Below are 23880 nucleotides of genomic sequence, written 5' to 3'. Positions count from 1 at the left end.
GGGCCAGTGACGATGAATCAGATGGCAAAAGATTCCACGGATTGACCTTCGGCCACGGCCTTGGCAATGGTGGAGGGCATACGACCCTGACCGGTCCAGGTTTTTTCCACGCCGTTGTCATCGAGGTAACGATATTTGGCGGGGCGGGGGGCGCGCTTGCTTTTACCAGCCTTGGGAGCATCGACGGCAACGGTTCCCACCAATTCGGCGGGATCTATGCCGGCGGCCTTCAGCATTTCGGCATATTCGGCAATCTTGCGCTGATGTTCTTCACGGGCCTGACGATCGGCGGATTCATCCTGCTGGCGTTCGGTGACGATGGCAGTGAGTTTTTCCAGACCTTCTTCCAACTGTTCCAGGGTCAGTTCACGGCAGGTTGCCCGCAGACTACGGATATTCAGCAGTACTTTCAGAAATTCATTCATATTGGCTACCACGCGAGCAGAAATATTCAGGGAATGAGACAGGCTTTTCGCTAATTTATAGGCGGCTTCATCCTCAAGTCAAGCCTGCTGAATTAATTAATTCGATATGTAAATTAAGCCCCATCTATTTGCCGATGGCGGATTGCCATATATTGCGACGATACATATCCATATGGGCTTCTGGCAGATGAAAATATCGACCATTTATGCTTTATCGCACCATTTGACTACCTTTTTGTGCAGGTTCGCCACACTCGCGTTGAATTTTAATCAAAAAACTTGCTATCACACCGTGCCTCGATAAAATGTGCCTCGAATACCTTTAAGTAGAGGCGCGCTGCCTATGAGTAGCCGAGCGGAGGGTGATGCCTGCGATGCTCGAGGAAAGGAGTCGGCGCCGAAGTGACCAGGCCATCATACCGGGTTGCTGGTTCTGCATCGAACAGGTGCAGGACTGCCATAGTCATCCACTATGGAGCGCTACCTGAAGGGGCTGAGGAGTATTACCTCCCCATGGGTTTTGTTTCTTTATCCTCTCGGTAGATCTCCACCTGTTGTCTTTAGGTGCAAAGAGATCATGGACATCGTTCACTACGCCGACTCCGGTTGGTCTATCGTTCCCCCCTTGTTGGCCGTCGCTTTGGCGATCATCACCCGCCGCGTCCTGGTGTCGCTGGGGGTGGGTATCGTTGCCGGCAGCCTGCTGCTCAACCAGTTTGACCCCCTCGCATCCCTGCATTACATGCTGAACACAGTGCTCAAGATCTTCTGGGTCGACGGTGCGCTGAATCGCGACAACGTCAACATGATCCTGTTCATGCTGCTGCTGGGGGGCCTCATCAGCCTGATGAGCGTCTCCGGTGCCACCCGCGCCTTCGCCGAGTGGGCCGCCAAGCGCGCCAAGACCCGCAAGGGGGCCAAGGCCCTCACCGGCATGATGGTGTTCGCCTTCTTCATCGATGACTTCTTCCACAGCCTGTCGGTGGGAGCCATCTGCCGTCCGGTCACCGATCGCTTCCAGATCTCCCGCGCCAAGCTGGCCTATCTGCTGGACTCCACCGCAGCGCCGGTCTGCGTGCTGATGCCCATCTCCTCCTGGGGCGCCTACATCATCGCCCTGGTGGGGGGCATCATGGCGGCCCACGGTCTGACGGATCAGAGCCCCATCTCCGCCTTCGTCGAGATGATCCCGATGAACCTCTACGCCGTGTTCACCCTGATCATGGTGCTGGTGGTGATCGCCTTCCAGCTCGACATCGGATCCATGCGCCAGCACGAGCAGTGGGCCCTGGAGGGCAAGCTGTGGGATGAGTCCAAGGGCCGTCCCATCGGCCTTGACATGGAGTCCCCGGAGGAGAGCAACGGCGGCATGATCGACATGGTGCTGCCGATCCTGACCCTGACCCTGGCCACCGTCTACTTCATGATCGACTCCGGCGCCGCCGTGCTGGCCGGCAAGGGTGAGCCCTTCAGCGTGCTCGGCTCGTTCGAGAACACCAACGTCGGCTCCTCCCTGGTCTATGGCGCCCTGTGCAGCCTGGTGGTCTCCATCGGTCTGGCCATGCGCCTCAAGCTGGGTGCCAAGAACTGGATGAAGGCCGCGCCGCAAGGCGTGATGGCCATGCTGCCCGCCATCAACATCCTGCTGTTCGCCTGGACCATAGGCGCCGTGGTGCGTGACGTGGAGACCGGCAAGTACCTGGCCTCCATGGCCAACGGCAACCTGCCGGTGGAAGTGTTGCCCGCCGTGGTGTTCGTGCTCTCCTGTGCCATGGCCTTTGCCACCGGTACCAGCTGGGGCACCTTCGGCATCATGCTGCCGCTGGCCGGTGACATGGCGGCCGCGAGCGACGTGGCCCTGATGTTGCCCATGCTGGCCGCCGTGCTGGCGGGCTCGGTGTTCGGCGATCACAGCTCCCCCATATCCAGCACCAGCATCCTCTCGGCCACAGGTGCCGGTTGCCATCACATCGATCACGTGATGACCCAGCTGCCCTATGCCCTGGCCATCGCCTTCGGCGCGGCCCTCGGTTACCTGGTGATGGGGCTGATGCACTCAGTGCTGGCAGGCTTCACCGTCAGCGCCCTCTGGTTCGTCATCTTCTCCAGCTATCACCTGCGCAAGGCGCGGCAGGAGAGAACCCTGGCAGTCGCCTAAGCGGCGTCGCATAAATAGAACAAGGGGCCCACGGGCCCCTTGGTTTTGGCGGGGGCATTGGTTAGCATGCGCCCCATAAATTCAGTTTCGGAACAACACCATGGCTTCACTGCACTACAAATTCGCCACCATGAACTCGGGCAAGTCGACCCAGCTTATCCAGGCGCACTTCAACTACCTGGAGCGGGGCATGGTCCCGCTGGCCATGACCCCAGCCATCGACGATCGTTTCGGGGTGGGGATCATCAGCGCCCGGGTCGGGTTGGAGCTGAAGGTGGAAGTGTTCAGTGACAACTGTGATCTGTTCGAAATGGTCAAGGCGCGCCATGCAGAGAAGCACATCGATGTGTTCATCGTCGACGAGGCCCAGTTCCTGACCCGGGATCAGGTCTATCAGCTGGCCCGCATCGTGGACGAGCAGGATATCCCCGTCATCGCCTACGGCCTCAAGACCGACTTTCGCGGCGAGCTGTTCCCGGGTTCCTACCACCTGCTCTGTCTCGCGGACAAGTTCGAGGAGCTCAAAAGCATCTGCTGGTGCGGCAACAAGGCGCACATGAACTCCCGGGTGAACGAGGCGGGGCAGGTGATGCGGGATGGGGAACAGGTGGAGATAGGCGGCAACGATCGCTATGTGTCCCTGTGCCGCAAGCACTATCTGGATGGCCAGGCTTTCAAGTAAGCGGGCCGGACTGAGTGAAAAAGGGCGCCGACAGGGCGCCCTTTCTCTTGGTTTTGGCCGCGTGCGGCTCAGTCTATCTCTATATCCACCGGCGCTATGATGGGGTCGGCCACCGGCAGGCGGTGGAACAGCTGGCGAAAGTGCTGCTGTACCCGACCAATGTCGACGAGGGACATGCCGGAGGCGAAGCCGAACCAGACGTAGAGGCCGGTGAGATCCCGGAACATGGGGGGGAGGTAGCGCGGCGCGTCGATGAGCCCCTCCAGATAGTGCTGGTAGAGCACGGGGATGTCGTCCAGGGTCACCTTGCCGACGAACAGCATGGGCAGGATCTCCGGCACCCCCTCCAGAACGGCGCTGCGGATGAAGTTGACCGTCTCCACATAGCCCTTCACGTAGGAGAGATCCTTGGTAAAGCAGGCGCCACCCTCCACCATGCCGCCGCGGAACACCCGCTGGGTGATCTTGTAGGCGTCGTGTTCGCTGGCCCCCTTCTCGACGAAGTGGCGGAACACCTCGATGAAGTCGGCGCCACGCTCCGCCATGTCGATGGCCATCACCCGATCCGAGATGCGCTTGGCCCTGTCCGGGAAGGAGCTGAAGGTGAGGGTCTCGATGAGCACGGCGAGCCCCTCCTGGCAGGCGGTGATGCGCGGCGAGCCCGCGCCGAGCCAGGTGGCGTAGGATTGCTGACGGCCATTCAGGGTGGTGCCCACGTGCACCCAGCCCTCGTGCACCTCCAGCACCTGCAGGTCCAGCTCCGAGAAGCGGGCGTGGGAGCTCAGCTTGATGTAATCCCCTCCGGCGGCGGCGTCCGAGACGATGCCATCGCTGAGTTTGACCTGGATGGCGCCATCCTCGAAGTACCCGGACAGCTTGCCCTGCAGCCTGGCCACCGCCGCTTCCCCCTCGAACTCCTTGGGGTAGGGGCGTACCAGGTGGCGGGCGCCGGGCAGTGAGAAGATGTCGCACAGGCGGGCACCCAGCTCCTTGAGCGTCTTGCGATCCCCCCTCAGGTGGTCGCTGGCCGAGCCGTAGAGGATCTGGCTGTAGCGCTGGAACTCCGGCTGGCCGCGCTGGCGCAGCATCTCGATGACCACCATGTACTGATCCACCGTCTCCTGCAGGATCCGCCCCAGATCGTCATGGGGACCGAGGTGGCGCCTGATCCTGTCCCTCAGCTCCTTGAGCTCCAGGTATTTGTTGCGGGGATCGAAGTCCAGGGGAAGCCCCTGATAGAAGGCGGCGTCGATGGCGGGCAGCTCGCGCCCCCCCTTGGCCAGAAACTCGGTCTGCAGGTGACGGGGCCACTTGATGGCATCCAGGATACGGATGGGTTTTTGCAGGGCAAGCAGCTCATCGGAGAGGGATTTGAGGTGCAGGCGATACTTTTCTTGGATGGTCATCGGGCCCCCTGTGGGGCGAGTGTTGGGCGAGAATGGCTGAGTATATGCATAGCCCTTGCCAAAAAGAAGCGAGACGAAGGGCTATCCTCCTTGTGCGCTTTTGGTTGCCGGGAAATTGGTTTAGACTGCGCCCCTTGATCCCTATTATGTTCGTGAAAATGATGAATATCCCCAGCTCTGAAATGATAATGCGTTGGCTGCAACAGGCTCGGATCGAGCACTATGTGTGCGATCAGTGCCACGGCATCCACCTGGTCTCCCTGCAATCCGTGGAGGGCATTCAGGAGAGCCGGATCTTCGTCGAAGAGGAAGGGCTGTTGTTCTCGTCCGAGCTGGAGGTGCGTCCCTCGTCGCTGCTGCCGCTGATGGCCGAGCTGGGTCGTCTCAACATGCAATATCCCTCCCTCAAGGTGTTCCTCGACATCATCGATGACAACCTGCCGCGCCTCATCGTGGGCCACACCGTCTTCACCAAGGCGGGCCTCAGCGTCGAGCAGTTCCTGCTGTTCGTCGAGAGCACCACGGCGGCGACCCACGAGGTGGTCTCCGAATGCGAGCGACTGGGCTTCCTCAACCTGCCGGAAATTCAGGTGTCGCCGGAATCCGTGCACTGAGTCGAGGGGCTGAGTTGTGCGTTAAATGTGCGAACGGTTCGCCCAAGCCAAAAAGCCGTTGACGCAGGCAGCCCTTTCCCCTAAATTACGCCCCGTTCCGGCGCGTTAGCGCAGTGAACTCGTGTTGGCTGAACACGTTAAACCACAGACCAAAATTTGGTGAGGTGTCCGAGTGGCTGAAGGAGCACGCCTGGAAAGTGTGTATACGGCAACGTATCGAGGGTTCGAATCCCTCCCTCACCGCCAAATTGAAAAACCGACCTCAGGGTCGGTTTTTTACTTTTCAAGCCGGCATGCATCTCCGATGCCGCCGAGGGAGGGTGAGAACCCTCGCCGGGTTTGAGCAGAGCGGCTCGCCGCGATGGACGGCCGTGAGCCACGCAGTGGCGAATCATCCCTCCCTCACCGCCAAATAAAATAAGAGGGCCTGTCGCAAGACAGGCCCTTTTGTTTTATCCGATGATAGTCGGCTCGGTTTGGGCCCTGGTTCGACAGAAGGGTAGATAACCCTTCTGGACAGCCGCAGGCTGCCCACAGGGCTAGCGCCAGAGAGGGGGTGAGTCAATCTCGACCCCGCCACATTGAAAAGCCGACCTCAGGGTCGGTTTTTTGTTTTCTGCTGCTGATCCTGACTTGGGCATCGCGAGGATGCATATTGGCCGCGCCGTTATCTCTTCAACTTGGAGATAGAGGGGAGGTTTCTGTATTTGTGCTCCCAGGGCAGGCCGTAACCCACCAGCAGTTCGTCGCTTTCCATTTCATAGGCATAAAACTGTTCGGCGGGGATGGCCATGCGCCCCGGTTTGACGAACAGGGTCGCGATAGAGAGGGAGCCTGGCGAGAAGGTTTGCAGATGTTCCACTAGCCGCTTCATGGTACCGCCCGATTCGATGGCATCGTCCATCAGGATGACATCCTTGCCCCTGATGCCGATATTGTCGTGAAAGACGATGGGGGAGTCGTTATGCCGCTCCCCCGGGGTGTGGGGGCAGGAGATGTAATCCATGGCGATATCGAACTTGAGCCCCCTGACCAGATCCGCCGTGAACAGCATGCCCCCCGGCACCACTGTTACCACCACCGCCTCCTTGAAGCGTTCGTTGAGCCGTTTGGCGACGACCTGAGCACCCAGCTCGATATCCTGTTTGCTCAATACCGTTTCGCCGAAAATAGGGTTTCTCATGATTTCTCCAGACAGATTGATGACATAGATGCAGGGGCCGGCGTCAGGGGTACCCGTCTGCTGAGCAGCAGGGCGAACAGCACCAGGAGGGTGACCCCATAGAGGGCCGCAGGCAGATCGAGGGCTTCGGCGCCAAAGCCGACCAGGGCGGGGCCGGAGAGTACACCGATATAGCCGAGGGTGGAGACGGCGGTGATGGCGAGGGCTCCCGGCATGATCCGCTGCTGACCGGCCGCCGAAAACATCACGGGCACTATGTTGGAGCAGCCCAGGCCGATGAGGGCATAGCCCAGTAGCGCCGCCTGCCAGCTTGGCAGCGCGAGACTGAGCAGGAAGCCCGTGATGGCGATGAGGGCACCACCAGTGACGACCCGTCTGGCCCCCAAACGAGCGACGATGCCGTCACCCAGCAGGCGGCCGCCGGTCATGGCGATGGAGAAGAAGAGGATCCCGAGCCCGGCGGCGCTGGCCGGTACGGCGCGATATTCATGGAGGAAGATGCCGCTCCAGTCCAGCACAGTCCCTTCGGCCAGGAAGAAGACGAAACAGATGACACCGATGAGGATGACGGGGCCCCTTGGCAGGGCGAACAGGGGCCCGCTGTGGGATTGCGGCTCGGTTCTGTAGCCCGGGGCGCTCAGCGTCAGCAAGGCCAGGATGAGGAGTGATGTGGCCAGGGTCGCGCCCAGCGGGGGCAAGCCGAGGTTGAGCAACAGGGTGAGGACGAAGGCGCCGCTCATGCCGCCCAGGCTGTAGAAGCCGTGAAAGCCGGACATGAGCGGTTTGCGGGCATCCTTCTCGACGGCGAGGGCATGGATGTTCATGGCGCAGCCCGTGGTGCCAATGCTCATGCCGTAACACAGCAGGGTCAGGGCCAACAGGGTGGGGGCTCCCGCCAGCGTCAGGCCGGGCAGCAGCAGGGCCATGGCCAGGACGGAGCCGACAAGCGTCCGCTTGCAGCCAAATCGGCTGGTGCAGATGCCCGCGATGGGCATGCCAAGCAGGGCGCCCCCGCCGAGACAGAGCAGCATCATGCCCATGGCGCCGTCACTCAACTGCACATGCTGCTTGACGAAGGGGATGATGGAGGCCCAGGCCGCCGTGGCGAAGCCCGAACAGAAGAAGGTGGCTCTCGTTACCAGCCTGTCGCGGTGAGGCCGTTTGAGGGAGAGGGGGGATGGCATTATGGTCTCCTGAGCATGGGGGGCGGCGGCAGCTCACCTGCCGGGTTGGCATCATGCTATGACATGCTCAAACAAAAATGAACACAAATGATCTTGTTTTTGTTTGTATGTGTTCATTTTGACGATATGATGACGGCGTCATAGAGAGGATCGTCGAGGCAAGAGCATGATAAAACTCATCATTACGGATATGGACGGGACCTTTCTCAACAGTCAGGGCGATTACAACCGGACTCTGTTTCGCGATGTCGTGACCGCCATGGGGCGACAGGGGGTACATTTTGCGCCCTGCACCGGCAAGCAGGTGGACAGGGTCGAGGAGCTGCTGGGGGAGGAGAGTGCGAACTTCTGGATCCTGGGGGACAGCGCCACCCGCATCAAGCACCGGGGCCGCTATGTTTATCAGTCGCTGCTACAAAATCGCTTGGGGCTGGCCATTATAGCGCAGCTCGCGCGCGTGCCGGGCTCGCACATCACCATTGCCTGCACAGCCGAGTTTGCCTTCATCAGAGAGGATATTGCGCCCCACCTGAAAGAGCTGGTGCGCCGCTCCTACAGCAAGGTCAAAACCGTCGGTGACTTTCACGAGATCGGTGCCGATTTCGTGAAGATCACCGTCTATGACGAGCAGGGTCGCTGTCCTGAGCTGAGAGGCGAGCTCGATGCCTTCAATGACGATGCCTACATAGTCGTGTCCGAGAAGAACTGGATCGACATCGCCAACGCCGGAGTACACAAGGGCACCACTGTGGCCAGGCTGCAGCAGATGGTCGGTGCCGGTCGCCACGAGACCCTGGTGTTCGGGGATGGGCTCAATGATGTCGAGCTGATGGCGTGCGCCGATCTCAGCTTCGCCATGAGAAACGGCTGCGACGAGACCAAGGCGGCCGCCAACTTCATCACCCGCTCGAACGATGACGACGCCGTCATGCACACCATATTGCGGTTGCTCGCGCTGCAATCGGGCCGATGAGGCGCGGCGAGCAGGCGCAAGGGCCATCACCACAGAGGATCATCATGGACAAATATTCACCGGAGGAGCGGCAGCTGCTGATCCTGGATCTGCTGGCCTCTCATCACAAGGTGATGGCGGCGAGCCTGGCGGATCAGCTCGGCACCACGGAGGCGACCATCAGGCGGGATCTGCGCCAACTGGCAGATGCCGGGCAGTGCAAGCGGATCCACGGGGGGGCCATCTCCTTGTCACCCCAGACGGGCACCCTGACTGAGCGCAGCAACAGCAAGGTGACCGAGAAACAGGGGCTGGCGCTGGCGGCCCTCGGCATCATCAAGGAGAAGCAGCTGATCTTTCTGGATGCGAGCAGCACGCATTTGTTATTGGCCTCCATCATGCCGGAGCACCTGGATCTGACGGTGGTGACCAATAGCCCGGCCATCGCGGTGCGACTGCTGGAGCGGCGCAATGTCAGGACCATTCTGGTGGGTGGCGAGCTGGATCCCATGGTGGGCGGCGCGGTGGACATCACGGCGGCCGAGTCCATCCAGAAGTTTCGCTTCGATCTCTGTTTCCTCGGGGTTTGCGCCTGGTCGTCGGATCTCGGTTTCAGTGCCATCCATTATCAGGACAGCGAGTTCAAGCGCCGGGTGGCGGAGCGTTCCGGCTCCCTGGCGGTGCTGTGCAATGACGACAAGATTGAATCCCTGGCGTCCTACCCCTTCCTGAGTTCGGCACAGACGGACTACCTCATCTGCACCCAACAGGATCCCATCCTGATGGCGGCGTTCAAGGCAGTCGGCTGCACCGTCATCACGGCGGGTTGAGACGCCAAACGAAAGGACTGACAGAGGGAGAGTGACATGGGGTTATCAAACAGGGATAAATCCGGCCCGGGACCATCCAGCGAGGCGCGATCCGTCAGGGAGTCATCCACAGGCCATGATGGGGCAGGCAGTCATCCGGTCGAGCCTGGCTTGCCAAACGGATGGTCGCGTCTCGGTGCTCGCCTCATCGCCGAAACGGAGCGCTACATGGCATCCCTGCTGGCCCTCTATCGCTGGGAAGAGGAGAGGGAGGGGCGCCAGGCCGTCGACGAGGATCCACGGTGAATTATGCCACCCTCCTTGATATTCGTTATTTCCCCAGTCCGTTCGGGAGCCGGGATAGTTATGTGTCATCTGACGCCTTATATGCCGGGCCCGGGGAATGACCGGGTCTTTGGGGCGACATACGGCGCTGTATGAGCGTGACTGTCATCACGTTTCCCGCTTTTAGTTTGGTCTCCACTCGTTCGCTTTTCTGTTTTTGTTACACTGCGTGACATTGTCTCTGCTGAGGAAAGCAAGCGCTTCGGGTGATGTAAAATGTTCAACAACCAATTGGTCTCCACTTTAAATACTTTCGAATTTAAAGTTTATAACTATGTCATGAAACATCATCAGACGGTTATTTATATGACGGTCAGGGAATTGGCGGAATCCTGTGATGTGTCGACGGCCACTGTATTGCGATTTTGCAAAAAAATGAATTACAGCGGTTATGCGGAATTCAAGGCCTACCTCAAGATGAACGCCGAGAAGCGCGGCCAACTCGCCATTCCCCACGGCGCCAACGAGTTCCTCTCCTTTTTCAAGAGCATCAACAACGATGAGTTCGACGCGCTGATCCTGAGCGCGGCCGGGCAGATCGCCGAGGCCGAGCGGGTCATCTTCGTGGGGGCGGGCACCTCAGGCACCCTGGGCCGCTACGGGGCACGCTTCTTCTCCAACATCGGCAAGTTCAGCAACCACATCGACGATCCCTACTACCCGGTCAATACCGACATGTACAAGCAGGCGGTGGTGATAGTGCTGTCGGTCTCGGGGGAGACGACGGAGATGATCAAGCTGGCGGAGCAATTCCTGCTGCATCATTGCAAGGTCATCAGCATTACCAGCGATAATAAATCCACCCTGGCCAGGATGGCGGACTTCAATATTTCCTATCATGCGGCGAGAGTGGTCGTCGACAATGAATATGATATTACCACCCAGGTGCCGGTGATTTATATCATCGAGTCCATTGGCCGCCAATTGGCAAACACCATTAATGCCAAGATGTCACAGGCTGTGTCTTCAATGTAACAAATAACATTATTGGCGTTTTGTTATACCGTGACAAGGTTGAGTGCTTTCCCTACCATCCACTCACACATTATTTAAATAACCCCAGAATGAATTAATAAATGGCAGGGAAGGAACATTATGGCAATTAACTATGCGGATTCGGCGAAACAGATCGTCGAGTTGATCGGCGGCGATGGCAACGTGATCAGCGTCACCCACTGCGCCACCCGGCTGAGGTTTGTCCTGAAAGAGATGGCCAAGGTCGACAAGGAGGTACTGAAACGGGTACAGGGGGTCATCACCGTCATCGAGTCCAGCGGCCAGTTGCAGGTGGTAATAGGCAATCACGTCGGCGACGCCTACCGGGAAGTGCAGAAACTGGTGCAGATCGACGAGAACGCCGTGGTCGACGCTCCCAGGGTGGGCATGGTGAACCATCTGATGGACATCATCTCCAGCATCTTTGCCCCCTTCCTCTATCCGCTGGCCGCCTGTGGCGTGTTGCAGGGGCTCATCTCCTTCTTCGCCGCCATCGGCTGGATGGACCCCGCCAGCGGCACCTTCCGCATCCTGAACTTCGTCTCCTGGACTGGCTTTACCTTCCTGCCGGTGATGGTCGCCTTCACCGCCGCCAAGAAGTTCAACGTGAACCCCTTCACCGCCGTGATCGCCGCCTGCGCCCTGGTGTCGCCCGATTACATGAACATGCTGACCGCGAACAGGATCATATTGGCGAACTCAGCGGATCCGGCTGTGCAGGCGCTGATGCAGTCGGCGATGGAGAACCCGGCCATCAACGAGGCCATCGTCAACCTGGTGGGGGTGCCCCTCAACAGCGCACCCCTCAGCTTCCTCGGCCTGCCGGTGCAGTACCTGAGCTACACCGCGTCCGTGATCCCCATCATCCTGATGGTGTGGGCCATGTCCTATGTGCAGCGCTTCTTCGAGCGTATCCTGCCTGTGGTGGTGCGCAACCTGTTTACCCCCATGTTCTGCCTCGCCATCATGGTGCCCCTGACTCTGCTGGCCTTCGGCCCCATCGGCAACCTCATCGGTGGCGCCATCGGCGGCATCTACAACACCCTCTATCACCTGAGCCCCGCCATCGCCGGCTTCGTGGTGGGCGCTGTCTGGACACCCCTGGTGACCCTGGGCGTGCACTGGGGGATCACCCCGGTGACGGTCGGCAACTACGCCACCCTGGGCTATGACACCTTCACCGGGCTGCAGGCCTCCGCCGTGTTCGGCATCGCCGGCGCCGTGTTCGGGGTCTACTTCAAGGCCAAAGACGCGGAACTCAAGAGCATGACCCTCTCGGCCGGCGTGACCGCATTGTTTGGCATCACCGAGCCCGCCATCTACGGGGTCGCCCTGCGCTTCAAGCGCCCCCTCATCTGCGGCTGCCTGGCCGGCGCCATCGGCGGCACGGTGGCGGGGGCTTTCAATGCGGTCTCCTGGAGTTACTGCATCCCCGGCATCGCCGTGCTGCCGGTGTTCTTCAAGGAGGGCCACATGGCGCAGTTCCTGGGCTTCCTGCTCTCCATCGGCGTCGCCTTTACCCTGGGCATCATCTTCTCCTGGCTGGCGGGTTTCCAGACCGATGCCGAGATAAGCCGACCCCAGCCGCTGAAATCCGAAGCCGTATAAGGAGCGACAAGTCATGAACAACGCATTGCCAAAAGAGTTTCTGTGGGGGGGGGCGGTCGCCGCCCACCAGGTGGAAGGGGGCTGGGATCAGGGCGGCAAGGGGATGAGCATAGTCGATGTGCTCACCAGCGGCGCCCACGGGGTGGAGCGCATCATCACCGACCAGATTGAGGCAGGCCGTCGCTACGCCAACCACGAGGCGGTGGATTTCTACCACCGCTACAAGGACGACATCGCGCTCTTTGCCGAGATGGGCTTCAAGTGTTTTCGCACCTCCATCGCTTGGTCGCGCATCTTCCCCAAGGGGGACGAGGCCGAGCCGAACGAGGCGGGGCTGCGTTTCTATGACGATATGTTCGACGAGTTGCTGCGCCACGGCATCGAGCCCGTCATCACGCTCTCCCACTTCGAGATGCCGAACCACCTGGTAACGGAATACGGCGGCTGGAAGCACCGCAAGCTGGTGGATTTTTTCGTCCACTTCAGCGAGGTGGTGATCCGCCGCTACCAGCACAAGGTCAAATACTGGATGACCTTCAACGAGATCAACAACCAGCGCAACTGGCAGGTGCCCCTGTTCGGCTACTGCTGCTCCGGGGTCATCTACAACCAGGAGCCGAACCCGGAGGAGTGCATGTACCAGGTGCTGCATCACCAGTTCGTGGCGAGCGCCAAGGTGGTCAGCCTGGGGCACGCCATCAACCCGGACTTGCAGATAGGCTGCATGCTGGCCATGGTGCCCCTCTATCCCTACTCCTGCCACCCGGACGATGTGATGTATGCGGAAATCGCCATGCGCGAGCGCTTCCTGTTCGGGGACGTGCACGTGCGTGGCCACTACCCCGCCTATATCCGCATGGAGTGGCAGCGCAAGGGCTATCAGATCGTCATGGAGCCGGGTGACGAAGCGATCCTGCGGGCGGGCTGCGCCGATTACATCGGGCTCAGCTACTACATGAGCAACGCGGTGAAGGCGGATGGCGCTGGCACGGGCACCGCCCTGTCCGGGTTTGCGGGCAGCGTGCCCAACCCCCATGTGCAGGCCTCCGAGTGGGGTTGGCAGATAGACCCCGTGGGGCTGCGTTACACCCTGAACCTGCTCTATGGCCGCTACGAGAAGCCGCTCTTCATCGTCGAGAACGGCTTCGGGGCGCGGGATCAAAAGGATGAGCGAGGGGAGATAGACGACGACTACCGCATCGCCTACTTGCGTGCCCATATCGAGCAGATGAAGCTCGCCATCGTCGAGGATGGGGTGGACGTCATGGGCTATACCCCCTGGGGTTGCCTCGACTGTGTCTCCTTCACCACGGGTGAGTACAGCAAGCGTTACGGCTTTATCCACGTGGATAAGAACGATGACGGCAGCGGCACCCTGGCGCGCACCAAGAAGCGCAGCTTCGACTGGTATCGCCAGGTCATCGCCAGCAACGGCGAGACGCTCTGATCTGCCAGCCATATATGCTGATTAGCTGATTTACATTGCCCATTTTCATCAACCGTCATCATCTCGCCGTGGGATGGTGGCGGTTTTTTTATGGTGAGGCAGCATGAGAAACCGATGTGTCCCGTGGTGTGACGACTCCCGGCGCCGGTTCGAATCTGGCAACAGAGAAGGCTGCCCATGTGGTGAGAGGTGGGGAGGGCATAGACGAAGTGACCAAAGAGGCGGCAAAAAAAAGCCCCGCCCCGGGTTACCGGGGCGGGGCGCTGGTTATGAACGCCTTAGGCGAGGTCGAAGCGATCCAGGTTCATCACCTTGGTCCAGGCTCTGACGAAGTCCTTCACGAACTTCTCCTTGGCATCCGCGCTGGCGTACACCTCGGCGATCGCTCGCAGCTGGGAGTTGGAGCCAAACACCAGGTCGACCCGGGTACCCGTCCACTTGGCCTTGCCGCTCTTGCGATCATGGCCGGTGTAGACCCCCTTGTCCGCCGCCGGCTTCCACTCGGTGCCCATGTCGAGCAGGTTGACGAAGAAGTCGTTGGAGAGGGTGCCCGGGGTCGCGGTCAGCACTCCGTGCTGCCCCCCTGCGTTGGTGCCGAGCACCCGCATGCCACCCACCAGCACCGTCATCTCCGGGGCACTCAGGGTCAGCAACTGCGCCTTGTCGATCAGCATGGATTCCGCGAAGGCGGCGCACTCACCGCCGTAGTTGCGGAAGCCGTCGGCCAGGGGTTCCAGCACGGCGAAGGCTTCGACGTCGGTCTGGGCCTGGGAGGCATCCATCCGGCCCGGCGCGAAGGGCACGGTCACGGTGACCCCCGCCTTCTTCGCGGCTTGCTCTACCCCGACGCCACCGGCCAGCACGATGAGATCGGCCAGGGAGACCTTCTTGCCACCCTTGTTGAACTCGGTCTGGATGGCTTCCAGCGCCTTGAGCACCTTGGCGAGTTGGGCGGGCTGGTTGACCGCCCAGTCCTTTTGCGGGGCGAGGCGGATGCGGGCACCGTTGGCGCCGCCGCGCTTGTCGGAGCCACGGAAGCTGGAGGCCGCCGCCCAGGCGGTGGAGACCAGCTCGGAGACAGAGAGGGAGGAGGCCTGGATCTTCTCCTTGAGGGCGGCCACGTCCTTGTCTCCGACCAGGGGGTGATCGACCGCGGGGATAGGGTCTTGCCAGATCAGCTCCTCTTTCGGCACTTCCGGCCCCAGGTAGCGGGCTACCGGGCCCATGTCGCGGTGGGTCAGCTTGAACCAGGCGCGGGCGAAGGCATCGGCGAAGGCTTGCGGGTCTTCGTAGAAGTGGCGGGAGATCTTGCCAAACTCGGGGTCAAACCTCAGGGTCAGGTCCGTGGTCAGCATGGTCGGCTTGTGGAACTTGCCGGGGATGTGGGCGTCCGGAATGATCTCCGGGGCATCTTTTGCGACCCACTGCTTGGCACCGGCCGGGGACTTGGTCAGTTCCCATTCGTACTTGAACAGGTTCTCGAAGAAGTTGTTGCTCCAGAGGGCCGGGGTCTTGGTCCAAGTCACCTCGAGGCCGCTCGAGACGGTGTCCTTGCCGTGGCCGCTGCCGTAGTTGCTCATCCAGCCGAGGCCCTGGGCTTCGAGCGGGGCGGCTTCCGGTTCCGGGCCCTTGTGGGATTCCGGTGCGGCGCCGTGGGCCTTGCCGAAGGTGTGACCGCCGGCGATGAGGGCGACGGTCTCCTCGTCATTCATGGCCATGCGACCGAAGGTGGAACGGATGTCCTTGGCCGCCTCCATGTAGTCGCCGCTGGCGTTCGGTCCCTCCGGGTTGACGTAGATCAGGCCCATGTGGGTGGCGCCGAAGGGGGCAGTCAGCTCGCGATCCCCCTTGACCCGATCCGGGTCGACCCCGAGCCAGGCGATCTCATCCCCCCAGTTGACGTCCTGATCCGGCTCCCACACATCCGGTCGGCCGCCGCCGAACCCGAAGGTGCGGAACCCCATGGATTCCAGCGCGACGTTGCCGGCGAGGATCAGCAGATCGGCCCAGGAGATCTTGTTGCCGTATTTCTGCTTGATGGGCCAGAGCAGGCGGCGGGACTTGTCGATGTTGACGTTGTCCGGCCAGCTGTTGAGGGGGGCGAAGCGTTGCTGGCCGCGACCACCGCCACCACGGCCGTCCGTGGTGCGATAGGTACCGGCGGCGTGCCAGGCCATGCGGATGAACTGGGGCCCGTAGTGGCCGAAGTCCGCCGGCCACCACTCTTGAGAGTCGGTCATCAGTTTGACCAGATCCTTCTTGAGCGCCTTGTAGTCAAGACTCGCAAATGCCTTGGCGTAGTCGAAGTCTTTGTCCATGGGGTCTGAGCTGTCGGAGTGCTGGTGCAGCAGATCCAGTCTCAACTGATTGGGCCACCAGTCGCGGTTGGTTCTGCCGACGCCGGCGGTGTGGTTGAAGGGGCATTTGCTTTCTTCACTCATCTCAATCTCTCCTTGCTATGGCTGGCAACGCTCACGAGTATGGAAGACAGTTCCATGTTGCTCGGTCAGCCTGTTTGACATTGCTTGTCGTATTGCAGTTGGGCTTCTCTTAATAAAGGGTTCTATTTCATCGGCTTGTTTAATGATGCGCCACCTGTGGCACGAAAGAATGGATTGCACCCATCTAAATTAACAATCCATTTACGATAGCATCCCATGCGGCATAGCGAGTGGGTCGAGCAGAGGAGCCGACAGCAGTCAGTATGATGCGCAGGCGAGAATTATTTAGTTTTTCATCAGTATCACGACATCCGATGCCAAAATTTGCGCCAAGTCATTGTCGGGAGAGAAATTTCGATAAGGGCAGCCCCTTGGGCCGTTTCTGTGATCCCGATGGGCGGCGAGGATGGGCAGCCGCCAGGGACATAGCCGGGATCAGCCCTGGGAGGGGGAAGGGGAGCAAGGGGGTTGCCGTGTGAGCAACAAAGGGAGAAGAGGCGGGAGAAAACAGGCAACAAAAAACCGGCACTAGGCCGGTCTGATGTACGCCATCTTGTGGCGTCACCCGAAGGCACAAGGCACATCGGGGAATAATGGGGTGGCTGATGGGGCTCGAACCCACGACAACCGGAATCACAATCCGGGACTCTACCAACTGAGCTACAGCCACCACTGAAATCTGCCGTCAATGCGCGCTCGTCAAAGCCGCTGCATTAATGGCGCGCCCTGCAGGATTCGAACCTGCGACCCACGGCTTAGAAGGCCGTTGCTCTATCCGACTGAGCTAAGGGCGCTTTGTATCGAAGAGTATCGCACTCCACGATGAACCTGGTCGGTGATAAAGGATTCGAACCTTTGACCCTCTGGTCCCAAACCAGATGTGCTACCGGGCTGCGCTAATCACCGAGACTTTTTACTGCCTCTACCCGCTTGCCAGCATACCGAGCGCGGCACCACTGGGCAACGGGCGGGCATCATACCCAAGCGGCAAACGCAGCGTCAACGACTTTTTCCGCCAGTAAATTCAAATGCCTACTTATTGCCCGCCCTGCGAGAGCCGCTAACACCCGCGCCAAAAAAATGCGACAATGCGCACAGTTGAACACAGGATGAGTGAGAACCGATGTCTGCCAAAATCATTGATGGAAAACAGGTTGCGCAAACGATTCGCAATCAGGTCGCCAAACAAGTCCAGCAGCGCCTGGCCGAGGGAAAACGTGCTCCCGGGCTGGCGGTGGTTCTGGTGGGAATGGATCCGGCGTCCCAGGTCTATGTGGGCAGCAAGCGTCGTGCCTGTGAAGAGGTGGGCTTCGTCTCCCGCTCCTACGACTTGAGTGCCAATGCGAGCCAGGCAGAGTTGCTGGCCCTGATCGACCGGCTCAACGCCGATCCCGAGGTGGACGGCATCCTGGTGCAGTTGCCCCTGCCGGCCCACTGCGACGCGACCCAGGTGCTGGAGCGCATCCGCCCCGACAAGGATGTGGATGGCTTCCACCCCTATAACATCGGCCGCCTGGCCCAGCGCATTCCGGCCCTGCGCCCCTGCACCCCCAAGGGGATCATGACGCTGATCGAGACCACAGGGGTCAAGACCCATGGCCTGCATGCGGTGGTGGTCGGCGCCTCCAACATCGTCGGTCGTCCCATGATGCTTGAGCTGCTGCTGGCGGGCTGCACCACCACCACCTGTCACCGCTTCACCCAGGATCTGGAGGCCCAGGTACGCCGCGCGGACCTGCTGGTGGTGGCGGTGGGCAAGCCGAACTTCATTCCGGGGGAGTGGGTCAAACCCGGCGCCCTGGTGATCGATGTGGGCATCAACCGCCTGGCGGACGGCTCCCTGGTGGGGGACGTGGAGTTCGAAACGGCCCGCAGCCACGCGGCCTTCATCACGCCGGTGCCGGGGGGCGTCGGTCCCATGACGGTGGCCAGCCTGATGGAGAATACCCTGATCGCCTGCCAGGATTACCACGACGCCTGAGTGCGGCGCACTCTATCGCCACGGCGTTATCAGGCAGCATAAAAGAAAGAGGGAAGGCGATGCCTTCCCTCTCTGTTTTTATGTGTTCCGGCACGGCAGTCCTCGCGTCGAGCCGGCGGGAGCTGGCGCTGCGTCAGCGCCGCATCAGATCAGTGCCAGTGCCGCCGCCAGATCGGCGATGAGATCGTCCGCGTCCTCCACCCCTATGCTGAAGCGAATGAGGTCGTCGTTGACCCCGGCGGCGAGACGGCTCGCCTCGTCCATGGCGGCGTGGGTGGTGCTGGCCGGATGGCAGGCCAGGCTCTCGAGATCCCCCAGGCTCACCGCCTGCACGAACAGCTGCAGGTTGTCGAGCAGGGTGGCGCAGCGCTCAAAGCCCCCCTCCAGCTCAATGCTCACCATGCCGCCGAAGCCGCCGGCGAAGGCGCCGAGGGCGTCGTGGCCCGGGTGGCTCGTCAGCCCCGGGTAGATCACCTTCTTCACCGCCGGATGGGCGGCGAGGAAGTCGGCCACCTTCTGGGCGTTGTGCAGATGGGCGTCCATGCGCAGGGGCAGGGTCTTGACCCCGCGCTGCAGCAGATAGGCCTCCTGCGGCCCTATGGGGGAGCCGATGTGCTTGAGGGCCACGGTGCGGATGGACTTCATCAGGGCGTGGGAGCCTGCCACCACCCCGGCGATGATATCGCCGTGACCACCGAGGTACTTGGTGCCGCTGTGCATGACGATGTCGATGCCAAGCTCCAGGGGGCGCAGCAGATAGGGGGTGAGGAAGGTGTTGTCACAGACGCTGATGGCGCCCACCTTGCGGGCCGCCTCCACCACGACCCTGGGATCCACCACCTTGAGGGTGGGGTTGGTCAGCGTCTCGAACAGTACCACCTTGGTGGCGGGGCTGATGTTAGCCAGCAGATCCTGATCGCTCTCATAGGCGGTGACCTTGATGCCGGCGCGGCTGAAGGTCTGTTTGAGGAAGGCATCGGTGCCGCCGTAGAGGGGGCCGATATAGGCCACCTCGTCGCCGCTGTCCGCCAGGGCATACATGATGGCGCTCACCGCCGCCATGCCGCTCGCCACCACCAGGGCCTCGTCGGCGCCTTCCAGGGCCGCGAGCTTTTGCTCCAGCTCCGCCGTGGTGGGGTTGCCGAAGCGGCTGTAGATAAAGCCCGGGGCCTGGCCGGCGAAGCGCTCCTTGCCCGCCTGGGCATTGAAGTAGCTGAAGGTGCTGCTCTGGTAGAGGGGTGTGGTGAGTGCGCCGGTCTGGGGATCGATACGCTGGCCGCTGTGCACGCTCATGGTCTTGAATTTCATTGTTTTTCTCCGTCATTGCCAGGCTGGCTGGCCATCTGCTTGATCTGTTTATTGTGGCGGGGGAAGGGCGTTCCTTCCCTAAAACGGGATGGCTCCGGCGGCCATCCCCGTCTGTTCATGCCGGCTCGGGCAGGGGGTTGGCTGCACCCCGTGTGGCCGCTTGGGCGGCGCCATAGTGGCGGGCCGCCACGTCCGGGTGGGAGCGCAGCCTGCCTTTCAATACGTTCTCTCCCACCTGATAGAAGAGGGGGTTGGTCGGATCGCTCTCTGGGCCCTGCGCCTCGGCCGCCAGCTCGGGGGAGAGCGACAGCAGCGGCACTGTGGCGTCCAGCCTCGCCGCCATGAAGAAGGCGAGGGAGAGGCGCGAGACCCCGGGGGGTGGGCTCTTCACCCGATGCAGGGTCGCTTTCAGGTAGCCATTGGAGGCGAGCTCCAGCAGCTCGCCGATGTTGACCACCAGGGCCCCCGGCAGGGGCGGGGCGGAGATCCAGCCGTTCGCCATCTCCACTTCCAGGCCGGATTGATCGTCCTGCATCACCAGGGTCAGGTAGCCCGGATCCTTGTGGGCGCCCACCCCCTGACCGCTGCCGCCTTCGGCCTGTCCCGGGTAGTGGATGAGCTTCATGTGCTGATAGGGGGCGCCGCGAATGCTCTCATCGAATACCCCCTGCGGCTGTGCCAGCGCCTCGGTGAAGGCGTCGAGCAGGCGCAAGGTGATGCCGGTGAGCCGTGCCTGCCAGGCCAGCAGCGCGTCCTTCATCTCGGGCAGGGCCGTTGGCCACTGGTTGGGGCCGATGAGCCGCTGCCAGGGTTGGTGGAGTGCCGCCCCGGGGAGCGCCGTCTCTTCCCCCATGATGTCGAACTGCTCCCGCAGATCCGGCCGCGCACGGGTGAGCTCGGCACCCACCTGGTTGTAGCCGCGAAAATGGGGGGAGTGGACCATCTGCACCGCCCGCTTCTCCTGCTCCGGCAGGGCGAAGAAGCGGGCCGCCAGTGCCAGCATCTCCCGCTGCTCCTCCTGGCGCAGATCATGGCCGACCAGGTAGAAGAACCCCACCTCCCGCGCCGCCTGGCCGAGCCTTGCCAGCATCTGGCGACGGGTATCGGGGGCGCCGCTCAGGGCGGCGAGATCGATGATGGGCAATGATACGTTTTCCATGTGTATCTCCTCAGACGGTCGGGTGCGGGGGCTGGTCCCGCGTTCGGATGACGAGGTGGGCCGCCGCTGGCCGGGTGACCAGAACCGTGCGGTTAACCACGGGTTGAGGTGATACTAAGGTTCGGAGTTATAACGGCAAAACAACGAATTATTCTTAGTTATATACAAAAATCGAAATAGAATTCGCTTTAAGTTCGGGTATGGATGGCTTGAATGGCCCTGAGGCCAGGATAGGCGCGGCTCGCCCCTGTGTGAGCCTTGCGCCGGACGCTCTGGCTGGCAGGGGGAAAACGGGTAGAGAAACCTGCTGCTGGAGGATGAAAACCAGGAGGGAGGCATCAGCCTCCCTCATTTTTATGGTGTTTATGGCTACCCTGATCCGGGCGCCAGGGCTGGGGACGATCAGTAACCCAGGGTGAAGCGCTGGCGCAGATGGGCCGGTTGCTCCACCTCGTTCAACACGCCGTCGGCCAGGTCGCCGACCGTGATCCCGGCGGGCTTGTCACCGGCAAACAGCACCCGATCGCCGCCGAGCCGGTAGCCGCCGCGCTTCTCGCCGGGCTCGAGGAACACAGGGGGGGAGACGAAGCGCCAGTTAAGGGCGGTTTCACGGCGAAGCGCCGTGAGGCCGTCGCGGGCGGCCAGGGCCCCCTGCTTCCACTCGGCCGGGAAGTCCGGGGTATCCACCAGCTGCACGCCGGGGGCTATCTCCAGACTGCCGGCGCCGCCGATGACCAGCAGCCAGCTGTTGGCCGCCACGGCCGCAGCGACGATGGCGCTGGCGCCCTTGAGGTACTGATCATAGATGTCCGGCACGCTCCAACCCGGGTTGTAGGCGCTGATCACCCGATCGTGTCCCTTGAGCACGGCGGCGAGCGCGGCGGGATCCTGAGCGTCTACCGCTACCGCGTTGACCTGGGGATGGGGCGCAATCTTGCTCACATCACGCACCAGGGCGGTGACGTTGTGACCACGGCTGACCGCTTCGTTGAGGATGGCTGCACCGACAAAACCGCTGGCACCGATCAGGGCAATTTTCATGGGGATTCTCCTTCACTGTTGGAATGGGGTCATCCTACGCCTCCGGATGTGATTTAATAATCCACTATAAAATGCATTCATTTGTAAGTTGAGTTTAATAATGGATCAGCTCAGACGCTACGCCATCTTCGCCGCCGTGGTGGAGGCGGGCACCATGACCGGGGCCGCCAAGGCCCTCGGCATGACTCCCTCCGCCGTCAGCCAGCACATCAGTCAGCTGGAGAGCCTGCTCGGTCTCACCCTGCTGCACCGCTCCACCCGTCGACTCAACCTGACCGAGGCGGGGGAGGTGGTGTGGCAGGGTTGCCAGTCCCTGCAGCAGACCCTGGATCAGACCGAGCTGCGTCTGGCCGAGGTGCGCGACAGCCTGCTCGGGGAGGTGAGGATCACGGCCCCGGTGGGCATGGCGGGCCAGCCCCTGGCACGGGCGCTGTCGCCGCTGCTACAGGCCCACCCGGGCCTGTGCATCCAGATCATCGCCGACGATGGCAAGCGGGATCTGATCGCGGAGCGCATCGACGTGGCGCTGCGGGTCGGCACCCTGTCCGATTCGAGCCTGGTGGCCCGCAGGTTGGGGCAGACCCGGATGATCCTGTGCGCCGCACCGGCCTACCTCGCCCGCCGGGGCAACCCGCGCACCCCAGAGGATCTGTTGGCCCATGACTGGCTGGCGTCGGATCTGCTGAGTGGGGGGCTGGTCCTGTTCGATGAGAGGGGGGAGGGGCACAAGGTGAGGCCCAAGCCCAGGGTGCTGTGCAACAACGTGCTGCCCCTGCGCCAGTTCACCCTGGCGGGGCAGGGGATCTCCCTGCAACCGGAGGGAGAGATCACCGAGGATCTCGCCTCTGGCCAGCTGCTGGAGCTGCTCCCCGGCTTTCGGGTGCCCCCCATGGAGATACACGCCATCACCCCCCAGCGGGAGATCCCGGAGAAGGTGCGACGGGTGATCGAGGCCCTGCGCCGCCACTTCACCTAGTCCAGGGGGCGGTGCAGGCCCGTTCGGCTCAGATCAGCCCATAGGTCGCCGGGATGGTCAGGACGCCTTGGGCAAGAAGTCTGGTCACAGACCCCCTCATCCATACTGCCGTCCATCGAGCCAATATGCAGAGGGCAGCCTGCCTGGCTGCCCTCGTCACATTCATTCGAGTTGGTGCTATTTCATCGGGCGCTCTCGCCATATCCGCTTAGACAGGCGTTATTTCATATAGAGGCCGCCGTTGATGGCCAGGGTCTCGCCGGTGATATAGGCCCCCGCCTCGCTGGCGAGGAAGGCCACGGCGGCGGCTATTTCCTCCGGCTTGGCGAGGCGGCGCATGGGGATGTCCGCCTTGATGCTGTCGAGGATGTCGGTGCGGATCGCCTCTACCATGGGGGTGGCGGTGTAGCCGGGAGCGATGGCGTTGACCGTGACCCCGAAGCGGGCCCCCTCCGCCGCCAGCGCCTTGGTGAAGCCCAGCATGCCCGCCTTGGCCGCCGAGTAGTTGACCTGGCCGAACTGCCCCTTCTGGCCGTTGACCGAGGAGATGTTGATGATGCGGGCATCGCGCTGCTCGCACATGGCGTCGAACAGCGGCTGGGTCACGTTGTAGAGGCTGCACAGGTTGGTGTGGATCACCTCGAACCACTGCTCCGGGGCCATCCGCTTGAAGGCGCCGTCCCGGGTGATGCCGGCGTTGTTGACCAGCACGTCGATGCGGCCCTCCTCCTGCAGCAGCCGGCCCAGGGTCTCACGGCACATGGCGGTGTCGGCCACGTCCAGTGCCAGCAGCCGCACTCGCTCGGGGTGATAGCCCTGCGCCTCGTACCAGTCGTGGGCGGCGGCCGCGTTGACGCTGGAGTGGGTGGCGATGATGCGATAGTCCTGCGCCAGCAGGGCCGTGGTGATGGCGGAGCCGATGCCCCCCCGGGCGCCGGTGATCAAGGCGATTCTCTTCATGGTTGCTCTCCCTGCAATGTTTGGGTTCGATTGAAGACCATATGGTGTTTGTCGACTAATTGATAGATCTGTTTTCAAACAATCTGGCAGAGAGAGACGTCACTTTTGTGACAAGGGGTGGCCCTGCACCGCGGGGGATGGCGCCGCCTGGACCCTTGCCCCCGTGGCGGCGGCCATGTTTAATGTGCACTCCCTGAACGGAGGC

Annotated in this window: 20 protein-coding genes, 4 tRNA genes and 1 riboswitch; of the genes, 12 read left to right on the top strand and 12 right to left on the bottom strand. The window is 61.7% G+C overall.

Annotation, left to right across the window (positions count from 1 at the left end):
* Window positions 1–17: 17 nt before the first annotated feature.
* Complete coding sequence (locus ACRCYW_RS01230; RefSeq protein ID WP_438548366.1) at window positions 18–425, bottom strand: H-NS family histone-like protein; 408 nt, start codon at window positions 423–425, stop codon at window positions 18–20.
* 319 nt (window positions 426–744) lie between these two features.
* Window positions 745–916: riboswitch (Lysine riboswitch) on the top strand.
* A gap of 86 nt (window positions 917–1002) precedes the next feature.
* On the opposite strand from ACRCYW_RS01230, the gene ACRCYW_RS01225 reads away from it, so the two are divergent.
* Complete coding sequence (locus tag ACRCYW_RS01225) at window positions 1003–2583, top strand: Na+/H+ antiporter NhaC family protein (protein ID WP_438548365.1); 1581 nt, start codon at window positions 1003–1005, stop codon at window positions 2581–2583.
* Window positions 2584–2683: 100 nt separating this feature from the next.
* Window positions 2684–3265 (top strand): thymidine kinase, encoded by a 582-nt coding sequence (locus ACRCYW_RS01220; RefSeq protein WP_438548364.1) that lies wholly within the window; start codon window positions 2684–2686, stop codon window positions 3263–3265.
* A gap of 68 nt (window positions 3266–3333) precedes the next feature.
* On the opposite strand, the gene ACRCYW_RS01215 is transcribed toward ACRCYW_RS01220, so the two are convergent.
* Window positions 3334–4671, bottom strand: a complete 1338-nt coding sequence (locus tag ACRCYW_RS01215; protein WP_438548363.1) for a flavohemoglobin expression-modulating QEGLA motif protein — start codon at window positions 4669–4671, stop codon at window positions 3334–3336.
* A 158-nt stretch (window positions 4672–4829) separates the two neighbouring features.
* On the opposite strand from ACRCYW_RS01215, the gene ACRCYW_RS01210 reads away from it, so the two are divergent.
* A complete protein-coding gene (locus ACRCYW_RS01210; RefSeq protein ID WP_349917995.1) occupies window positions 4830–5285 on the top strand; it encodes a YbjN domain-containing protein in 456 nt (151 codons plus the stop codon).
* A gap of 158 nt (window positions 5286–5443) precedes the next feature.
* Window positions 5444–5531 (top strand) — tRNA-Ser (locus tag ACRCYW_RS01205).
* 421 nt (window positions 5532–5952) lie between these two features.
* On the opposite strand, the gene ACRCYW_RS01200 is transcribed toward ACRCYW_RS01205, so the two are convergent.
* Both ACRCYW_RS01200 and ACRCYW_RS01195 read right to left on the bottom strand, forming a co-directional pair.
* Complete coding sequence (locus ACRCYW_RS01200; protein WP_438548362.1) at window positions 5953–6468, bottom strand: phosphoribosyltransferase; 516 nt, start codon at window positions 6466–6468, stop codon at window positions 5953–5955.
* Entirely contained in the window at window positions 6465–7652 is a 1188-nt protein-coding gene (locus tag ACRCYW_RS01195) for an MFS transporter (protein ID WP_438548361.1), read from the bottom strand. The genes ACRCYW_RS01200 and ACRCYW_RS01195 overlap by 4 nt, the downstream gene beginning before the upstream one ends.
* Before the next feature lie 166 nt (window positions 7653–7818).
* Between ACRCYW_RS01195 and ACRCYW_RS01190 the strand changes: the two genes are divergently transcribed.
* The 6 genes from ACRCYW_RS01190 (at window position 7819) to ACRCYW_RS01165 (ending at window position 13809) form a co-directional block, all read left to right on the top strand.
* Window positions 7819–8625 carry an HAD family hydrolase gene (locus ACRCYW_RS01190; RefSeq protein WP_438548360.1) on the top strand — a complete coding sequence of 269 codons (807 nt, stop codon included), beginning with the start codon at window positions 7819–7821 and terminating at the stop codon, window positions 8623–8625.
* A gap of 44 nt (window positions 8626–8669) precedes the next feature.
* A complete protein-coding gene (locus ACRCYW_RS01185) occupies window positions 8670–9434 on the top strand; it encodes a DeoR/GlpR family DNA-binding transcription regulator (RefSeq protein ID WP_438548359.1) in 765 nt (254 codons plus the stop codon).
* 150 nt (window positions 9435–9584) lie between these two features.
* Window positions 9585–9719: a hypothetical protein gene (locus ACRCYW_RS01180; RefSeq protein ID WP_438548358.1), complete on the top strand. Its 135-nt coding sequence runs from the start codon at window positions 9585–9587 to the stop codon at window positions 9717–9719.
* Between the two features lie 255 nt (window positions 9720–9974).
* Window positions 9975–10733, top strand: a complete 759-nt coding sequence (locus ACRCYW_RS01175) for a MurR/RpiR family transcriptional regulator (protein WP_438548357.1) — start codon at window positions 9975–9977, stop codon at window positions 10731–10733.
* 120 nt (window positions 10734–10853) lie between these two features.
* Complete coding sequence (locus ACRCYW_RS01170) at window positions 10854–12362, top strand: PTS transporter subunit EIIC (RefSeq protein ID WP_438548356.1); 1509 nt, start codon at window positions 10854–10856, stop codon at window positions 12360–12362.
* 13 nt (window positions 12363–12375) lie between these two features.
* Window positions 12376–13809, top strand: a complete 1434-nt coding sequence (locus ACRCYW_RS01165; protein WP_438548355.1) for a 6-phospho-beta-glucosidase — start codon at window positions 12376–12378, stop codon at window positions 13807–13809.
* 278 nt (window positions 13810–14087) lie between these two features.
* Here ACRCYW_RS01165 and katG read toward each other — a convergent pair whose 3' ends face one another.
* From katG to ACRCYW_RS01145, 4 genes are all read right to left on the bottom strand, one after another.
* A complete protein-coding gene (gene katG, locus ACRCYW_RS01160; RefSeq protein ID WP_438548354.1) occupies window positions 14088–16250 on the bottom strand; it encodes a catalase/peroxidase HPI in 2163 nt (720 codons plus the stop codon).
* A 594-nt stretch (window positions 16251–16844) separates the two neighbouring features.
* Window positions 16845–16920: transfer RNA gene (locus tag ACRCYW_RS01155), tRNA-His, on the bottom strand.
* A gap of 47 nt (window positions 16921–16967) precedes the next feature.
* Window positions 16968–17044 (bottom strand) — tRNA-Arg (locus ACRCYW_RS01150).
* A 35-nt stretch (window positions 17045–17079) separates the two neighbouring features.
* Window positions 17080–17156: transfer RNA gene (locus ACRCYW_RS01145), tRNA-Pro, on the bottom strand.
* 217 nt (window positions 17157–17373) lie between these two features.
* On the opposite strand from ACRCYW_RS01145, the gene folD reads away from it, so the two are divergent.
* Entirely contained in the window at window positions 17374–18231 is an 858-nt protein-coding gene (gene folD, locus ACRCYW_RS01140; RefSeq protein WP_438548353.1) for a bifunctional methylenetetrahydrofolate dehydrogenase/methenyltetrahydrofolate cyclohydrolase FolD, read from the top strand.
* Window positions 18232–18375: 144 nt separating this feature from the next.
* Here folD and ACRCYW_RS01135 read toward each other — a convergent pair whose 3' ends face one another.
* The 3 genes from ACRCYW_RS01135 to ACRCYW_RS01125 all read right to left on the bottom strand — a co-directional run bounded on the left by ACRCYW_RS01135 (window position 18376) and on the right by ACRCYW_RS01125 (window position 21739).
* Window positions 18376–19539 (bottom strand): trans-sulfuration enzyme family protein, encoded by a 1164-nt coding sequence (locus ACRCYW_RS01135; protein ID WP_438548352.1) that lies wholly within the window; start codon window positions 19537–19539, stop codon window positions 18376–18378.
* 115 nt (window positions 19540–19654) lie between these two features.
* The gene (locus ACRCYW_RS01130; RefSeq protein ID WP_438548351.1) at window positions 19655–20698 is read right to left on the bottom strand and encodes an isopenicillin N synthase family dioxygenase; all 1044 of its coding nucleotides are present in this window, start codon (window positions 20696–20698) and stop codon (window positions 19655–19657) included.
* A gap of 402 nt (window positions 20699–21100) precedes the next feature.
* Window positions 21101–21739, bottom strand: a complete 639-nt coding sequence (locus ACRCYW_RS01125; protein WP_438548350.1) for an NAD(P)-dependent oxidoreductase — start codon at window positions 21737–21739, stop codon at window positions 21101–21103.
* A 100-nt stretch (window positions 21740–21839) separates the two neighbouring features.
* On the opposite strand from ACRCYW_RS01125, the gene ACRCYW_RS01120 reads away from it, so the two are divergent.
* Window positions 21840–22715: a LysR family transcriptional regulator gene (locus ACRCYW_RS01120; RefSeq protein WP_438548349.1), complete on the top strand. Its 876-nt coding sequence runs from the start codon at window positions 21840–21842 to the stop codon at window positions 22713–22715.
* Between the two features lie 219 nt (window positions 22716–22934).
* Here the strand turns inward: ACRCYW_RS01120 and ACRCYW_RS01115 are convergent, their stop codons facing one another.
* Window positions 22935–23675 (bottom strand): SDR family oxidoreductase, encoded by a 741-nt coding sequence (locus tag ACRCYW_RS01115; protein ID WP_438548348.1) that lies wholly within the window; start codon window positions 23673–23675, stop codon window positions 22935–22937.
* Between the last annotated feature and the right edge of the window lie 205 nt (window positions 23676–23880).

This window comes from Aeromonas sp., from assembly GCF_051657805.1.
Lineage (GTDB): Bacteria > Pseudomonadota > Gammaproteobacteria > Enterobacterales > Aeromonadaceae > Aeromonas.
This window is presented reverse-complemented; position numbering and strand designations above follow the sequence as displayed.

Coding starts and splice junctions, on each gene's coding strand:
- ACRCYW_RS01190 (WP_438548360.1), top strand. CDS start 7,819: ATGATAAAACTCATCATTACGGATATGGACGGGACCTTTCTCAACAGT.
- ACRCYW_RS01210 (WP_349917995.1), top strand. CDS start 4,830: ATGATGAATATCCCCAGCTCTGAAATGATAATGCGTTGGCTGCAACAG.
- katG (WP_438548354.1), bottom strand. CDS start 16,250: ATGAGTGAAGAAAGCAAATGCCCCTTCAACCACACCGCCGGCGTCGGC.
- ACRCYW_RS01125 (WP_438548350.1), bottom strand. CDS start 21,739: ATGAAAATTGCCCTGATCGGTGCCAGCGGTTTTGTCGGTGCAGCCATC.
- ACRCYW_RS01115 (WP_438548348.1), bottom strand. CDS start 23,675: ATGAAGAGAATCGCCTTGATCACCGGCGCCCGGGGGGGCATCGGCTCC.
- ACRCYW_RS01120 (WP_438548349.1), top strand. CDS start 21,840: ATGGATCAGCTCAGACGCTACGCCATCTTCGCCGCCGTGGTGGAGGCG.
- ACRCYW_RS01135 (WP_438548352.1), bottom strand. CDS start 19,539: ATGAAATTCAAGACCATGAGCGTGCACAGCGGCCAGCGTATCGATCCC.
- ACRCYW_RS01185 (WP_438548359.1), top strand. CDS start 8,670: ATGGACAAATATTCACCGGAGGAGCGGCAGCTGCTGATCCTGGATCTG.
- ACRCYW_RS01225 (WP_438548365.1), top strand. CDS start 1,003: ATGGACATCGTTCACTACGCCGACTCCGGTTGGTCTATCGTTCCCCCC.
- ACRCYW_RS01170 (WP_438548356.1), top strand. CDS start 10,854: ATGGCAATTAACTATGCGGATTCGGCGAAACAGATCGTCGAGTTGATC.
- ACRCYW_RS01195 (WP_438548361.1), bottom strand. CDS start 7,652: ATGCCATCCCCCCTCTCCCTCAAACGGCCTCACCGCGACAGGCTGGTA.
- ACRCYW_RS01130 (WP_438548351.1), bottom strand. CDS start 20,698: ATGGAAAACGTATCATTGCCCATCATCGATCTCGCCGCCCTGAGCGGC.
- ACRCYW_RS01175 (WP_438548357.1), top strand. CDS start 9,975: ATGTTCAACAACCAATTGGTCTCCACTTTAAATACTTTCGAATTTAAA.
- ACRCYW_RS01230 (WP_438548366.1), bottom strand. CDS start 425: ATGAATGAATTTCTGAAAGTACTGCTGAATATCCGTAGTCTGCGGGCA.
- ACRCYW_RS01220 (WP_438548364.1), top strand. CDS start 2,684: ATGGCTTCACTGCACTACAAATTCGCCACCATGAACTCGGGCAAGTCG.
- folD (WP_438548353.1), top strand. CDS start 17,374: ATGTCTGCCAAAATCATTGATGGAAAACAGGTTGCGCAAACGATTCGC.
- ACRCYW_RS01215 (WP_438548363.1), bottom strand. CDS start 4,671: ATGACCATCCAAGAAAAGTATCGCCTGCACCTCAAATCCCTCTCCGAT.
- ACRCYW_RS01165 (WP_438548355.1), top strand. CDS start 12,376: ATGAACAACGCATTGCCAAAAGAGTTTCTGTGGGGGGGGGCGGTCGCC.
- ACRCYW_RS01200 (WP_438548362.1), bottom strand. CDS start 6,468: ATGAGAAACCCTATTTTCGGCGAAACGGTATTGAGCAAACAGGATATC.